Genomic DNA, 15,932 nt, shown 5'->3' on the forward strand with positions numbered 1-15,932 from the left:
ATGTAATAGTATGGAAGGCAATATGGATAGTTCTTTTAGCCTCATTTCAGAAGCATTCGAGAAATATCGTTCTCAGGTTCTTAATTATATAAATTATAGGATTGAGAATTATGATGATTCAGAAGATCTGGTACAAGATACTTTTGTTAGTCTTCTTGAGTGTAGTAAATTGATTTGTGAGGATACAATTAAAAGTTTCATATTTACCATAGCGCATAATTTGGTTATAGATTATTTACGCCGTCGTTGTAAGAAGCAGGAAATAGCATCTTACATGATGGAAAATCCGGTTTCTGCAACTTGCTCTCCTGAAACTGATATTGTTGTAAATGATATAAAAGAACATGAAGTTCATAGAATGTCGCTTTTACCTTCACAACGAAAAAAAATATATTATATGAATAGGTTTATGGATATGTCTGCTGATGATATATCAAAAAAACTTTGCTTATCAAAACGGACTGTAGAAAATCATTTATTTATAAGTCGAAAAGAAGTTAGAGAATATATAAAACAATGTATATAATTTAATGTTTAATTAAAATTTAATTACATGAAAAATTATCGTTTAAATTTAAGATCTAGGAAAATGCTGTTTTCCTCGATGTTTCTAACATCGTTTTGTTTAGGTGTTCCTATCACTTCATTTGCAGACACTGAGGTTGTAAAAAGTGTTATGCAGAACACTACTATTAGTGGTACTGTTGTTGATTCTAATGGATTGCCTGTCATTGGAGCAAATGTTATGATTAAAGGAACCTCAAATGGTACAATAACAGATGTTGATGGTAAGTTTACATTGAATGATGCTACTGGAACTTTAGTTGTTTCATACATCGGTTTTCAAAATCAAGAAATAAAAATAGGCAATAAGAAAATATTAAATATTGTATTGAAAGAGGATACAGAATTGCTTGATGAGGTAGTAGTTGTAGGTTATGGCTCAGTAAAAAAATCAGATTTAACAGGAGCTGTAGCTTCAGTTTCTACGAAGGATCTTATTAAAAGTGGACGTACGGATGCAGTAGGAGCTATGCAGGGCGTTTTACCAGGTGTTCAGATACAACGTTCAAATAATAAACCGGGAGGTGGTTATAATATATTGATTCGTGGTTTGAATACTATAAGTGGTAGTACTTCACCTTTAATAGTTGTTGATGGAATACCAGGAGCATCATTATCAAATCTAAATCCTGATGATATTGAAAAAATAGATATATTGAAAGATGCATCTTCAACAGCAATTTATGGTTCACGTGCTACTAACGGAGTAATTATTGTTTCAACTAAACGTGGAAAACAAGGTAAGGTTAAAATTGATTATAGTGGTTATGCTGGTTATAGAAAATATACTCATATGCCAGATATGATGTCAGGTGAAGAGTATGTACAATTGGCACGTGAGGCTGCAAGGGCATCAAATAATAATGAATATAAAAAGGATAGTGAGATTTTTACAGCATCAGAATTAAAAGCTATAGAAACTGGTAATTATTATGATTGGGTAGATGCTATTACTGAACCTGCATTTATGACTAATCATTCAATATCAGCATCTGGTGGTAATGAGACTGCAACATATGCTTTGTCTGCTGGGTATTATTTTGAGGATGGTATGATGTATCCACAAGAGTATCAACGCTATAATATGAGGGCAGTAGTAGATGTAACTCCAAATAAATATATGAAATTTGGAATAAATATGTATGGAACTCATTCTGTACGTGATACAGGAAACTCAGATTTGTTACAAGATGCGTTCAGGTTGCGTCCTACATATCATCCAACAGATTTAGTAACAGGTGAAGAAATGTGGTCTTATTCTAATGGGCAATACAATGCTTTAACTACAATGAAAAACGAATTGAATAAGACTAAAAATTATAATTTGTTGAGTAATATTTATTTGCAAATATCTCCAATAAAAAATCTTGTTTTAAAGACTACATTCTCACCTGATATAACAATAAGTGAGATAGGACAGTATCGTGGACAATATACTAAAGCAAATAAAGGACAGAATAAAGCGACCAGTAATTATGCAAAAAACAGTTCTGTAGATTGGATTTGGGATAATCAAATTAGTTATAATTTACAAGTAAAGGAACATAGACTAGATTTGACAGGTGTGTTTTCTATGCAACAATTCCAAAATGAGAACTTAAAAGGTTGGGGTGACGGTTTATCATATAATTCTTTATGGTATAACTTAGCTGGTGGATCTGTAAAGAATACTGCTACTTCCTCTTTTAGTAAAACAAATTTAATGTCATATTTGGTTCGTGGAAATTATGTATTTAAGGAACGTTATTTTTTGACAGCTAGTATTCGTTTTGATGGCTCTTCCAAGTTAGCAGAGGGTAATAAATGGGGTAGCTTTCCTTCAGCGGCAGTTGCATGGAGAATTTCTGGTGAAGATTTTATGAAAGAAATTGATTGGCTTAGTAACTTGAAATTGCGTTTAAGTTTTGGTCAAACAGGTAATGATAATGTAAGTGCTTATCAAACTCAAGGATCAATTAGTGGCGCACAATATTATACATTTGGTACTAGTGAGTTGATTGGATATGTTCCTAATAACTTGCGAAATCTTGAACTTGGTTGGGAAAGAACTACAGAGTATAATATTGGTTTAGACTTTGGATTTTTGAATAATCGTATATCAGGAAGTATAGAATATTATAATCGTTTGACAGATGACTTGATTATGAATAAGACTGTACCAGTAACTACAGGTTATTCTTCTGTAAAAGCTAATGTTGGTTCTGTTCGTAATGAAGGTATAGAAGTAAACATTAATTCTGAAAATATTAGAACAAGTAATTTCTCTTGGACAACAAGTTTGAATTTTGCATATAATAAAAATAGAATTGTAGATTTGCAGTATAAAGAAGATTTAAGCTCTCGTGGTCAATCTTTATCTGGTATGGAAGGAGATTACAGTAATTTGTGGATTATAGGTCAGCCTATAGATATAAACTTTAATATAAAGACAGATGGCGTTTGGCAACTTGACGAGGCCGAGGAGGCTGCAAAATATGGTTGCAAACCAGGACAGTATAAGCCTCATGATTTAAATGAGGATGGTATAATTGATGATAAAGATAGGTTTATTGACGGTAAAAGGACTCCAGATTGGACTGGTGGTATGACAAATACTTTTACTTATAATGGCTTTGATTTATCTTTCCAGGCTGCTTTCCAAACTGGTGCTAAAGGAAGAAATCAATTTTATGCGCATTATGCTCTTGAGAATAATAATCTGAATTTTAATAATCTGAGAAAAGATTATTGGACACCTGAGAATCCTACAAATGAATCAGCTCAACCTAGTAATATGGGAGCATATAGAGATAAGGCAGGTTCATGGGGTAACACAAAATCGGCAATGAGTCATACAATGTATTCAACGGATTATTTAAAGATATCTTATATAACATTAGGATATACATTTAATAATTCTTGGATTAAAAAAATGAATTTGAGTAATTTACGACTGTATGCAACTATTCAGAATCCATTTTTATGGTGCGCTGATGATGTTGTAGATCCTGAACAGATTAGTACAAGTATAAATACGTCAGATTGTATAACTCGTAATGTCTTATTTGGTTTGAACTTATCATTTTAAAATAGAAATATATGAAAACTACATATTTGTTAAAAGGTTTTTTACTTGGTGGAATCTTTGCATTTTCATCGTGTTCTTCATTCTTAGAAGAGGAAAACTGGTCAAGTCAATCCGCAGAGGAGTATTATAAAACAGCTAAGGGATATGAATCCTTGATAACAGGTGCTTATTCAACATTAAAATCGGTTTATAACACTACTAATTATTTCAGCCTGACTCAGTTGGGAACGGATCTTGGCACACAAAATAATGGAACAGTTACTAATCCTCTTAATCAATATACGATAGATTATCAAGTTGATAATGGTACGATATATAATCAATGGAAAACTTTATATTCAGCATTGAAAAATGTAAATGCTGCAATAGAACGTTCTGTTTATGTTAAAACAAAAGATGAAGATATATTTGAAGGAATTGATCCTGAAAAATTATCGCAATATGTTGCTGAAGCAAAATTCTTGAGAGCTTTGTATTTATTCGAGATTGTAAAGAATTGGGGGCAGGCACCATTAATTTTGAATGAACCTACTTCATCTTCAACTGAATCAAGCCTGGATTCCGGTGAAGCATTCTATGATCAAATATTAAAAGATTTAAAAGATGTTTTGGACTCTTCTTTGCCAGTTAAACAAGATAATGTTAATTGGGGTCGTGCCTCTAAGGCTGCAGCAAAACATTTAAGAGCATTAGTATATCTTACAAGAGGTTATCAGACTTATGCACATTCGGATGATTTTAAGAATGCTTATGATGATGCGGTTGATGTAATAAAGAATTCTGGTCATAGGTTGTTGGATGATTATGCAATGGTTCATCGTCAGAGCAATGAAACTAATGATGAGATTATTTTTAGTATAAATTTCTCTTCAGGTTCTGGATGGAATAACAATATTCAAACTATGTATTATCTTTTTGTATATCGTGAAGGATGGACAGATTTGGGCTTTTCATCAATTTATTGTAATGATTATGCATCTGTTATGCCTACTAAGTACGCATATTTGTTATTTGATTGGAAAAAGGATAGACGTAGTGAGGTTACATTCATGAGTCCATTAAATGGAAACGCTGAAACTTCAATTGATGGACGTACTTATGGAAAAAACTGGTTTGAAAGTACTACTGGAGTTAATGTCGCTAAAGGAGATACAGTTATTTATTTCCCAGTTCCTAGTGAGTCTCAATTTAAGGTTTATAATGATGAAGAAAAGTTAGCTGCAAATAATAGAGGACGTTTCTTCTATAATTATCCTTCTGGTTCTTATGATGATGCTAGTAATGATGATTATTATAAGACAGGATATCAAAGTATGAATACTACTTCTAGAGTATGGTTGCCTGTATGGAAGTTTAAAGATTGCAATACACTTTATGATTCATCTGGAACTGTAAAGAATGGTACCCGTGATATGTATATATTTAGATTGGCAGAAACATATCTGATTGCTGCTGAAGCGGCTGTAATGAATAATGATAATCCTAATGCGTTGTATTATATAAATGAGGTAAGGAAAAGAGCTAAGAATAATGCTCAAGAGTCTGATTTGAGTTTATATACAGGAACAGTAACATTAGATGATGTTTTGGATGAAAGAGCATTAGAGTTATTTGGAGAATCTCCTCGTTGGAATGATTTGCAACGTACAGGAAAACTAGCAGAGCGTGTATTAAAATATAATTGGGATGTAACAAATATTACTGGAGGATTAATACAGACACAATTAACTCAAAACTCTTTTGAGAATAAATACAAATGGCGCCCAATTCCTTTGACTTGGTTGAATACTCTTTCTAATGGTAAAGAATTAGGAAATAATCCTGGTTGGTGATAATTTTATGAGGCTGCCTCATTTGAGGCAGCCTTTTTACTAATAAAAAAGAAAAAATATCAATGAAATATATAGTTCTATATATAATATTTATTTGTTGTTGTTTTATGTCAAAAGCAGCTTCATTTGTACATCCAGGTTTATTACATAATAATGAAGATTTATATCGTATTGAGAATCTTGTAAAAAATGAAGTATATCCATCTTATGGTTCTTTTAAATTATTAAAAGGAAAAAATGAAGCATCTTTTTACTATCAATTAAAAGGACCTTTTGAGAATATAGCGAGAGCAGGTGAATATGGTTATACGAAAGCTCCAAGTGAAAATGATTTTAAGGCTGCATATTATAATTCATTAATGTGGAGTATTACAAAAAATGAACTTCATGCAGATAAGGCCATGGAAATTTTAAGGGCTTATGCTGGAAAATTAAAAAAAATTTATGGTCCTGATGATCCTTTGTGTGCAGGTTTGCAGGGGTTTATGTTAATAAATGCAGCAGAAATAATGCGTTATACGTATAGCGATTTAAAATATTCTAATGGTTGGAATTTAAATGATACCAAACAGGTTGAATCAATGTTTCGCAATGTATTTCTTCCTGTTCTTCAGACTTTTATTAAATCAGAACCTTATTCTAATGGGAATTGGGGTATTTCAGTAAATAAAATGGTTATGGCATTAGGAATCTTTTTGGATGATAAAGATTTATATAATTCTGCAATAGATTTCTTTTATAATAGTGTTGATAATGGAAGTTTACCCAATTACATTTCAGAAACAGGTCAAATACAAGAAACTGGACGTGATCAAGCACATTGTATGTTAGGGCTTGGATGTTTGGCAGAATTATGTGAATGTGCTTGGAAACAAGGTGATAATCTGTATGGTGCTTTGGATAATAGACTGTATAAGGGGTATGAATATTTATCAAAAGTAAATTTAGGTTATAATAATGTTCCATATAAAGTGTGGAAAGATGCTACTGGAAAGTATTGTAATTGGCAAACTATAGGAGAAGCTGGAATTGGAGAATTTCGTTCTGTTTTTGAAATAGCATATAATCATTATGTTTATCGTTGTAAAATAGAAATGCCATATACAGAAAAGGTGATAAAACGTATTCGTCCTGAAGGGGAAGGATTTACTTGTGATAATCCTGGATTTGGAACTTTGTTGTTTTATTTAGGGAAGCCAGAAAAAAGAAAAATTGATGGTAAAATAGAGGAATATTTATCTGAGTCATATCAAGATTGGATTTTTGAGTCTCCTCAATTGAAACCTGTAGATAATTATTTTTATATTGTTAATCAGGGTATTAAAATTAAAAAAACAAGGATATCTTACGATGCTGGAAAATATCCATATATAGAAGTCAAGTTTTTAAATTTTCCTGAACATAAGAAAAAGGATTGGTTGAGATTGAGTTATAGCGTCCGTAGTGCTCCTGAATATTGGTCCTTTACAGAAGATAATGTTGTTAAGAAATCAGATGATATATATATTTTTGATGTTAGAGGAAGTTTATCAAATAATGGTACTATATTCTCATCAAAAAAAGAGAGTATAACTTTATTGCTTGATTTTGGAGATATAAAAGGAATAGGCATTGATTATATAATAAGTAAAAAAGAATTATGAGAATAAAAAGATATATTCAATTGTGTATATTTTCAGTTTTAGCAATATCAATTTATAGTAAAGATGTTGTTATACAGTCACCTGATAAGAAATACAACATGGTTATAACTGATGAGGATGGATATTTACATTATTCATTAAAATGGAATGGTGAAGAAAAGATAATGCCTTCCTTGCTTGGAATCTTTGCAAATAGAAGCTGGAATGACGGCTTGTTTATTGATAAAGTGAACTTTAGTATAAAAGATACTATATGGGTTCCTGTATATGGTGAAAGAAGTAAGGTCCGTGATAATTATGCAGAGTATGAGTTGCATATAGGGAAATTTAAAACAAAAGACAAGTTGATTCTCGATGTAAGAGCATATAATGAGGGGATGGCCTTTCGTTACCGTTTTCCAGGCGGGCAATATTTGAAGATAGAGGATGAATATACTGAGTATTCTATGCCGGAAGGTACGTTAGCATATTTTACCCCCAAAGCACAGACAGAATATGTCTGTCTGCCTATAGATAGCCTTAAAGGAGAAACGGAACGTCCATTATTGATGAAAAATGTAGATGGCTCTTATACTTGTATAGGCGAAGCTCAGGTCGTTGATTATGTTCGTACAAAGTATGTATTGGCAGATAATAAAAAAGGTACTCTTCGTGCTGCAATGTATGGGCCTGTTGAGGATATAGCCCCATATTATACTCCTTGGCGGTACGTAATGTGTGCCAATACTCCCGGAGAAATATTGGAGAACAATGATTTGCTTCTGAACTTGAATTTACCAACTAAAATAAAAGATGTTTCATGGATAAAACCTGGTAAAGTTATGCGTGAAGTAACTTTAACGACAAAGGGTGGAAAAGAGGTAATAGATTTTGCCGTTAAACATAATATGCAATATGTCTTGTTTGATGCAGGTTGGTATGGTTTTGAATATGATAAGTCTTCAGATGCAACAACCGTAACATTAGATCCTCGACGTAATCCAGATCCAAATGCATTAGACTTGCAGGAGGTTATTAGATATGGCAAGAGTAAAGGTATAGGTGTGATTCTTTATGTAAACCAGCGTGCTTTGCAGCAGCAATTGGATGAAATACTTCCTTTATATAAATCATGGGGAGTTGCCGGTATAAAGTTTGGATTTGTACAGGTAGGATCTCAGGTTTGGACAAAATGGATGCATGATGCTGTACGCAAATGTGCGGAATATGGATTGATGGTAGATATTCATGATGAATACAGACCAACAGGAGTAAGTCGTACTTATCCTAATTTGATGACACAAGAAGGAATAAGAGGCAATGAAGAATTCCCTGATGCAACTCATAATACTATTTTGCCATTTACAAGATTTATAGCAGGTGCGGCCGATTATACAATATGTTATTATAGGCAAGATTTTGGACGTTTGGAAAAACAGGATGATAATTATGGAGTTCCCCGTTCTAGGACAATAAAGACAACTCCGGCACATCAGTTGGCATTAGCTGTAGTTTATTATAGTCCGTTTCAGCTGTTATATTGGTATGACAAGCCGTCAGACTCAAAAGATGAACCGGAATTAAAATTCTGGGATGATGTATATACAACGTGGGATGATACCAAAGTTTTAAATGGAGAAGTCGGGGAATACGTTACAATAGCCCGTCAAAAAGGAGATGAATGGTTTGTGGGCTCTATAACAAACAATCAATCTCGCAAATTGTCATATCCGTTAGATTTCCTGTCTGAGGGTAAAGAATATAAAGCTGAAATATATGAAGATGGTGATTCTTCATTGCCAAGCAGAACTAAAGTTAAGGTTTACAGTTGTAAGGTTAACAATCAAGATAAATTGAATTTTAATTTGAAGCCATCAGGTGGTGTCGCTGTTCATTTTGTACCATTGTAATTCTGTTAATAATAAATTTGTTTCTATTATGATAAATAGTTATTTGAAATATATTTTCACTTTTTGGTTTATTGCATGTGGATTAAATGCTTATTCACAAAAGGAAGTGATAAATTGGTCTGGTTTACAAAAGTATTCTGTAGATAATATTGCTATTGGAAAAGCTAGTGTAGTTTTCATGGGTAATTCAATAACAGAGAATTGGGTTAAATATCATCCGGAATTCTTTAAAGAAAACAATTATACAGGAAGAGGTATCAGTGGTCATACTTCATATCAGTTTTTGTTGAGATTCAGAGAAGATGTTATAAAGCTTAATCCAAGGATAGTTATAATAAATGCCGGCACGAATGATATTGCAGAGAATTGCGGTCCCTATGTCGAAGAATATACTTTTGGGAATATTATATCAATGGTTGAATTGGCACAGTCGAATGGTATAAAAGTTATAATGAGCTCTGTTCTTCCTGCGTTAGCATTTAAATGGAACCCTTCTGTTAAAGATGCTGTAGCAAAAATACAATCTTTGAATAAAAGATTGAAAGAATATGCAGTGAAGAATGATATCCCATATATTGATTATTACGATAAAATGGTTGATAGTGCTGACGGGTCAATGTGTGTTGATTATACAAAAGATGGTGTACATCCAAATTTAAAGGGGTATTTAGTTATGGAGTCAATTGTAAAACCTTTTATAGAGAGATGTATGAAACAATAAATAATTATTGATAAAAAACTAATATCATGAAAAATAGGTATTTCATATTCTTATTATCTGTCTTTATTTCAATAAATCTGTTTGCGCAGGGGCATCCGTGTTTGTTCGTGAATGATGACGAACGTTTATCAATAGATTCCAAAATAGAAAAAGAGCCATGGGCTAATGAAGCTTTTGGAAATATTGTAAATCGAGTGGAAAAATACGTAGATATACATGAAAAGGATAAGAACTGGATTATATCCAGAATGGCTATGTATTGGAAAAAAGGGGAAAGATACACACAATGTTATTTGAAATCCCAGAATTGGGACAGAGGAGAAGGGGATGCTCCTGTTCCTACAGTGCGTATGCCAGGAATGAGAACATGGAATAAATATGTAAATGTTCCGCTTGAAGATCGCACACCCTATAATGAAACAGGCGATATGTGGGGAATAAGTAGGATAGAGCCTGATGCTCCAAGAGTATTGGTTCCCTATAAAGAGTCTGGCCATATGATACGTTCGAATAATGTCGAGATACTTACTTTAGCAGAGGAGGCCGCATTTATTTATTGGGTAACCAAGGATGAAAAATATGCTCGTTTTGCAACTGATATTTATAATACATGGTTACTTGGTACGTATTATATGAATCCTATATTAGATCCTGAAAAGTCATGTGGCAGTAATGGAGGATGGGAACCGGGAGGAATATGTGGCTATTATGATTATGAACAAATTCATGATGATTTGGCTATGCATGCCGCTACCATATATGATTTTGCTTATGATTATATCATCAAGCATCCTCATCCTCATTCTTTGGAAATAAAGAAATCAACAAAAGAATTATCAGATGAAGTCTTTAAGCGTTTTATAAATCTCGGTTTGATACGTGGGGATAAGAAGGGTAATTGGAATGTTAATGGCTGGAATATGATAATTCGTCCAATATTGGTTCTAGGTAATGATAATGAGTATTCTGACGGTAAAGGAAAGCAATATTATTTGAATTTCTTATTGAACCAGTCAACCGATTATCGTGCATCAATACCTGACTTTATAAATAATTATGATAAAGTTACAGGCTTGTGGCCTGAAGCCCCTGGATATGCTTTTAGTACTATTCAAATGGTTCTTGAATGGTCTTCATTATTAAGAAATTCAGGCATAGATATCATAGACAAGTATCCAATATTGAATAAGGCTGCTCTAGCTATATTCCCTTGGTTAGATGAAAAATTGAATCTTGTAGTTTTCGGTGATATGAGAGGTGGAAGTGCCAATTTTAATATGCTTGAACATTTGATGGCATATTATGATTCAGTAAAAGATTCGGAGAATTCATATAAAGTGGCATGTGCAATAAAAAAAGGTATAGATCTGAAGAAATATCAGCGATCAGATTGTGGATGGATAGGTATATGTACTTATTCTCCTTCTTTACCATCAAATACTGAATATAAGACGGAAAGAGCTTCTTATTCTCTTTTTCATAGGTTTATTACAATGAAAAATTTTGAATTCATGAATAATAAGATGATGGCTTGCTTGTATGGTGGGCGTAGAGGATCACATCTTTCACCTAATGGTCTGGCTGTTCAATATTATGGGTTTGGCTACTCTTTGGCTCCTGATGCATCTGCGTATGAATCATATTGGAGCAAAGATTATATATATCATGGAGGACCATGTGCTTCGAATACTATTCCTCAAGGTTATCGTGATGGCAATATTGTAATAAATGCGATGGAACCTTTTGTTGATGGAAATTCATTTGTCAATGAAAAATCACTTACGCCATACATCAATTTCTCAGATGTATCTGCCGGAGATAAGAGACGAACTATAGCACTTGTTTCTTCAGCCAATGGAGTGGGATATTATGTAGATATCTTTAGATCTGAGAATGATTGTAATGATTATATATTTCATAATGTTGGTCGGACACTTAATATAAAGAATGTTTCCAATGAACTTTTGGATATGGAATATTGTGATTCCATACCTTCATTAGGAGGAGTTGATTATAAATATTTTACTAATCCTTTCAGATGTGTATGTGATGATAAATTTATAGCGGAGTGGAGTATAACAGATAGTATAAACTCAAGATTATGGTTCACCGGAGCGGATGGCAGATTATTGTATAAGGTTGATGCACCATCTACTACATTATTGAAGGATTTGACTCCTGATGGAGTATCTTCTTCTCCGTTAAAGACACCCACATTATTGGTTCGTAAAGATTCTGAAAAAGCTATTGATAGGCCATTTATCAGTGTTTATGAGTCATTTGTCAGAGATAAATCTATAATAAGAAATATAGAGAATTTGGAATATGATGATAGTAATTGTGGCGTAAAAGTATATTATGGTGATAAAGTTGATTATATAATAAGCACTGATATAAAAAATAAAAGATATTCTGATGGTAAAATCAGTTTATCAGGTGATTTCGGATATGTATCTACAAGGGATAATGATCTTTGTGTTTTGTATATGGGAAATTGCAGTAAAATAAGCTATTCGAATGTTTCTGTGCAATCTGTTACTGGAAAACCTGTTTATGCTTCAATATACGAGGAGAATGGCATGACATATTATTCTTCTACGGGTGATATTAATGTAAAGATTAATGGTAAAGATATATTATTGGGAAAAGGATATAACATAATGTTAGATATAAAATAATGTTTGCAGGTTATGAAATCGAATTATTTACTTTTTATATTGTTGGCTTTTAGCTTTTTTTCTTGTAGAGAAGAAAAAAGTATTGATTATACTGATTATGTAAATGTTTTTATAGGAACTGGTGGACATGGTCATACATTTCCTGGAGCTACCTTGCCACATGGCATGGTTCAGTTAAGTCCTGATACGAGGCTGAAAGGTTGGGATGCCTGTGCAGGTTATTATTATGGCGATAGTATCATTCACGGTTTTACTCATACACATTTGAATGGAACTGGTAGAGGTGATTATGGAGATATATTGTTTATGCCTTTTAGAGGAGAAAACAAACTTATAATGAAACAATATCGCTCTGGATTTTCACATGATAATGAGTATGCTTATCCGGGATATTATAGAGTGTTATTGGATAGAGACTCTATAAATGTTGAATTGACTGCCACATATAGAGCTGGTATGCATAGATACACTTTCTCTGGGAATGCAGACAATAAGTTAATAATAGACATGGAACCTACAATACATAATCATCCTCATCCTGTTACGAGAATAAAGGTGTTGAATGATTCTACTATATGTGGAATGAAATATACCGAAGGATGGGCTATGAATCATAAGGTCTATTTTTATGCTGAGTTTTCTTGTCCGTTTGATTATGAATTGTTTTCGGATACTATAGCTGTTTCAGGTTCGGAGGTCCAGTCTGAAACGGGTAAGGCTATCTTATCATTTAGAACGGCTGATTGTAAAGGTACAAAACCTGTTATTTTGGCCAAAGTCGGTATCTCAGGCGTAGATGAGGAAGGAGCAAGAAAGAACTTATTATCGGAAATTAATGGATGGAACTTTGATAACATTGTGAGTGCTGCAAAAAAAATCTGGAATGATGAGCTAGGAGTTATTGATGTAAAAACAGATAATAAAAATGAGAAAGTAATATTCTATACATCATTATATCACACAGCAATACAGCCAAGTTTGTTTTCGGATGTAGATGGAAGATATAAAACGATGAAACATACTATTGAGCAAGATACATCATATACTAACTATACAGTATTTTCGTTATGGGATACTTTTAGGGCAACTCATCCATTATATACTATAATAAAGCCGGATTTGAACAGGAAATTCATAAATACCTTATTGCGTAAATATGATGAAATGGGGATATTGCCTAAATGGGAATTATCTTCTCATGAGGCAGGTACAATGATAGGATATCATGCTGTTTCCGTTATTACAGATGCATTGATGAAGGGTCAAATAAATTCGAATATAGACAAACTGCTTGAAGCTTGTATAAGGTCTTCTGTTTATGATACTACGGACATAGATAGGGCTATGAACTGTAGTATATTGCATAATAAGATTATGCCTATATGTATTAAATATAAAAATGAAAAAGGATTTATCCCTTGTGATCTGGTAACTGACGGTTCTGTCTCTAAAGGATTGGAATATGCTTATGATGATTGGTTGATAGCTCAAATAGCTAGAAAAGCGAGGAAAATGGATATTTATGATGATTATATAAATAAGTCTCAAGCGTATAAGGAATATTTTGATAAGGAAACCAAAATGATGAGAGGTAAACTTTCAGATGGCTCATGGATAAAACCTTTTGATCCTAAAAGTGTGGAACGTCCTAGTAATTATATTGAAGGTAACGCATGGCAATGGGCATGGTTCGTACCACACGATATAGATGGATTGATTGGATTGTGGGGAGGTAAAGAGCATTTTACTGCAGGACTTGACAGTTTGTTTACTATGTCATCCGAATTGACTGGTGACAAAAATGCTGCTCTTGATGTTACAGGAATGATTGGTCAGTATGCACATGGAAATGAGCCTGGACATCATATTCCATATTTATATAATTATGTCGATGAATATGGTAAATGTCAATCTGTGGTTAAGAATATATTGAAAAATTTATATAGGAATGATCCTAATGGTTTATGTGGTAATGAGGATGTGGGACAAATGTCTGCATGGTATGTGCTTAGTGCCATGGGTATTTATCAGGTTTGTCCTGGTAATCCTGTTTATACATTGGGATATCCTTTATTTGATGAAGTGACGATTAATTTGCAAAATGGAAAGAAATTCTGTATTAAAGTACAGAGAAAGGATACCGATGTTGATATTGTTAGTGAAGTGTATTTGAATGGTATATTGTTAAATGATAATTTTATATCACATAATGATATAATGAATGGAGGTGAACTATTATTTGTAATGGGAAAATAATTGTTTTTAATAATATTGATAGAGAAAAGCTATTCTTACGAATGAAAAAATAAATGATATGAGATTAAACAATTTTTTTTACAGTATTGGTTTGATCATATTGTATGCATGTTCGTCATCTCCTATTATAGATGTTGATGATAATTTGAGATATTGTGATGAACAAATACATAAAACTTTAGATGATTTGCATTCATTGTCTGGAGGTATAGATTATACAATGATGCCTCGTAATATTTTAAAAGGAGAGAAGGTTTGGAATTTACGAAAAGCTACAAAATCGCAATGGACTTCAGGGTTTTGGCCTGGGATATTGTGGTATGATTACGAAGCAACAGGTAATGACAGTATAAGGAAAGAGGCTGATAAGTTTACACGTTCGCTTGAGTTTTTTTCTGGCATACCAGCTTGTGATCATGATTTGGGCTTTCTTATTTTTTGTAGTTATGGAAATGGATATAGACTTACTTTAAATTTAGACTATAAGGAGGTTATATTGGCTGTTGCTGATTCGTTGGCTACATTATATAATCCTAAAGTAGGAACTATATTATCATGGCCGCGAAACGTGAAAATGTTTGGTGGTCATAATACTATAATTGACAATATGATAAATCTTGAGATGTTGTTTTGGGCTGCAAAGAATAGCGACAATAAAAAGCTTTATGATATAGCTGTCTCACATGCGGACAAAACAATGCAGAATCAGTTCCGGGATGATTATACATCATATCATGTGGCAGTCTATGATACCTTGACTGGAGAATGTATCAACCGTTGCACACACCAGGGGTATTCTGACAACAGTATGTGGTCACGTGGACAGGCATGGGCTATATATGGATTTAGCATGGTCTATCGTGAGACTAAAGATCCTAAATATCTTGATTTCGTAGAAAAGGTGACTCAGGTTTATCTAGATCACTTGCCTGAAGATTATATACCTTATTGGGACTTCAGTGCGCCTGGAATCCCTGATGCTCCACGCGATGCTTCAGCTGCATGTATCGTAGCTTCCGCACTACTTGAAATGTCAACTTTCTATACCGGCGAAAAGTCAGCAACGTATAAGGATGCTGCTGTAAAAATGTTGGTAAGTCTTGGTTCCAGCAAATACAGAGGTGGTGAAACCAATCATTCGCTTCTGCTTCACTCTACAGGACATTGGCCTGCAGGATCTGAGATAGATGCTTCTATCATTTATGCAGACTATTATTATATGGAAGCTTTGTTGAGGCTGAAGAAACTTAATGAAGGTAAATCTATTTATTAATAAAAAAGG

General features: G+C 33.2%; 9 protein-coding genes. All 9 read left to right on the forward strand.

Annotated elements, in window-relative coordinates:
• The first annotated feature begins 22 nt into the window (after positions 1-22).
• The 9 genes from H6A61_RS07515 (at position 23) to H6A61_RS07555 (ending at position 15,923) form a co-directional block, all read left to right on the forward strand.
• Complete coding sequence (locus tag H6A61_RS07515) at positions 23-526, forward strand: sigma-70 family RNA polymerase sigma factor (protein ID WP_430746791.1); 504 nt, start codon at positions 23-25, stop codon at positions 524-526.
• Positions 527-553: 27 nt separating this feature from the next.
• Positions 554-3,631, forward strand: coding sequence for a SusC/RagA family TonB-linked outer membrane protein (locus H6A61_RS07520; RefSeq protein ID WP_204392541.1), 3,078 nt, complete (start codon positions 554-556; stop codon positions 3,629-3,631).
• Positions 3,632-3,642: 11 nt separating this feature from the next.
• Complete coding sequence (locus tag H6A61_RS07525; protein WP_204392543.1) at positions 3,643-5,463, forward strand: RagB/SusD family nutrient uptake outer membrane protein; 1,821 nt, start codon at positions 3,643-3,645, stop codon at positions 5,461-5,463.
• 107 nt (positions 5,464-5,570) lie between these two features.
• On the forward strand, positions 5,571-7,106 hold the full coding sequence (locus tag H6A61_RS07530; RefSeq protein ID WP_239469145.1) for an alginate lyase family protein: 1,536 nt from the start codon (positions 5,571-5,573) through the stop codon (positions 7,104-7,106).
• Positions 7,107-7,108: 2 nt separating this feature from the next.
• On the forward strand, positions 7,109-8,995 hold the full coding sequence (locus H6A61_RS07535) for a glycoside hydrolase family 97 catalytic domain-containing protein (protein ID WP_430746792.1): 1,887 nt from the start codon (positions 7,109-7,111) through the stop codon (positions 8,993-8,995).
• A gap of 28 nt (positions 8,996-9,023) precedes the next feature.
• Positions 9,024-9,716: a GDSL-type esterase/lipase family protein gene (locus tag H6A61_RS07540; protein ID WP_204392550.1), complete on the forward strand. Its 693-nt coding sequence runs from the start codon at positions 9,024-9,026 to the stop codon at positions 9,714-9,716.
• A gap of 26 nt (positions 9,717-9,742) precedes the next feature.
• The gene (locus H6A61_RS07545) at positions 9,743-12,394 is read left to right on the forward strand and encodes a hypothetical protein (RefSeq protein WP_204392552.1); all 2,652 of its coding nucleotides are present in this window, start codon (positions 9,743-9,745) and stop codon (positions 12,392-12,394) included.
• A 12-nt stretch (positions 12,395-12,406) separates the two neighbouring features.
• Positions 12,407-14,650, forward strand: a complete 2,244-nt coding sequence (locus H6A61_RS07550) for a GH92 family glycosyl hydrolase (RefSeq protein ID WP_204392554.1) — start codon at positions 12,407-12,409, stop codon at positions 14,648-14,650.
• Between the two features lie 58 nt (positions 14,651-14,708).
• On the forward strand, positions 14,709-15,923 hold the full coding sequence (locus H6A61_RS07555; protein ID WP_204392556.1) for a glycoside hydrolase family 88 protein: 1,215 nt from the start codon (positions 14,709-14,711) through the stop codon (positions 15,921-15,923).
• Positions 15,924-15,932: the final 9 nt, after the last annotated feature.

Origin of the sequence: Bacteroides caecigallinarum, assembly GCF_016901995.1 — a bacterium.
GTDB classification, from domain to species: domain Bacteria; phylum Bacteroidota; class Bacteroidia; order Bacteroidales; family Bacteroidaceae; genus Phocaeicola; species Phocaeicola cellulolyticus.

Coding starts and splice junctions, on each gene's coding strand:
- H6A61_RS07515 (WP_430746791.1), top strand. CDS start 23: ATGGATAGTTCTTTTAGCCTCATTTCAGAAGCATTCGAGAAATATCGT.
- H6A61_RS07520 (WP_204392541.1), top strand. CDS start 554: ATGAAAAATTATCGTTTAAATTTAAGATCTAGGAAAATGCTGTTTTCC.
- H6A61_RS07525 (WP_204392543.1), top strand. CDS start 3,643: ATGAAAACTACATATTTGTTAAAAGGTTTTTTACTTGGTGGAATCTTT.
- H6A61_RS07530 (WP_239469145.1), top strand. CDS start 5,571: ATGTCAAAAGCAGCTTCATTTGTACATCCAGGTTTATTACATAATAAT.
- H6A61_RS07540 (WP_204392550.1), top strand. CDS start 9,024: ATGATAAATAGTTATTTGAAATATATTTTCACTTTTTGGTTTATTGCA.
- H6A61_RS07545 (WP_204392552.1), top strand. CDS start 9,743: ATGAAAAATAGGTATTTCATATTCTTATTATCTGTCTTTATTTCAATA.
- H6A61_RS07550 (WP_204392554.1), top strand. CDS start 12,407: ATGAAATCGAATTATTTACTTTTTATATTGTTGGCTTTTAGCTTTTTT.
- H6A61_RS07555 (WP_204392556.1), top strand. CDS start 14,709: ATGAGATTAAACAATTTTTTTTACAGTATTGGTTTGATCATATTGTAT.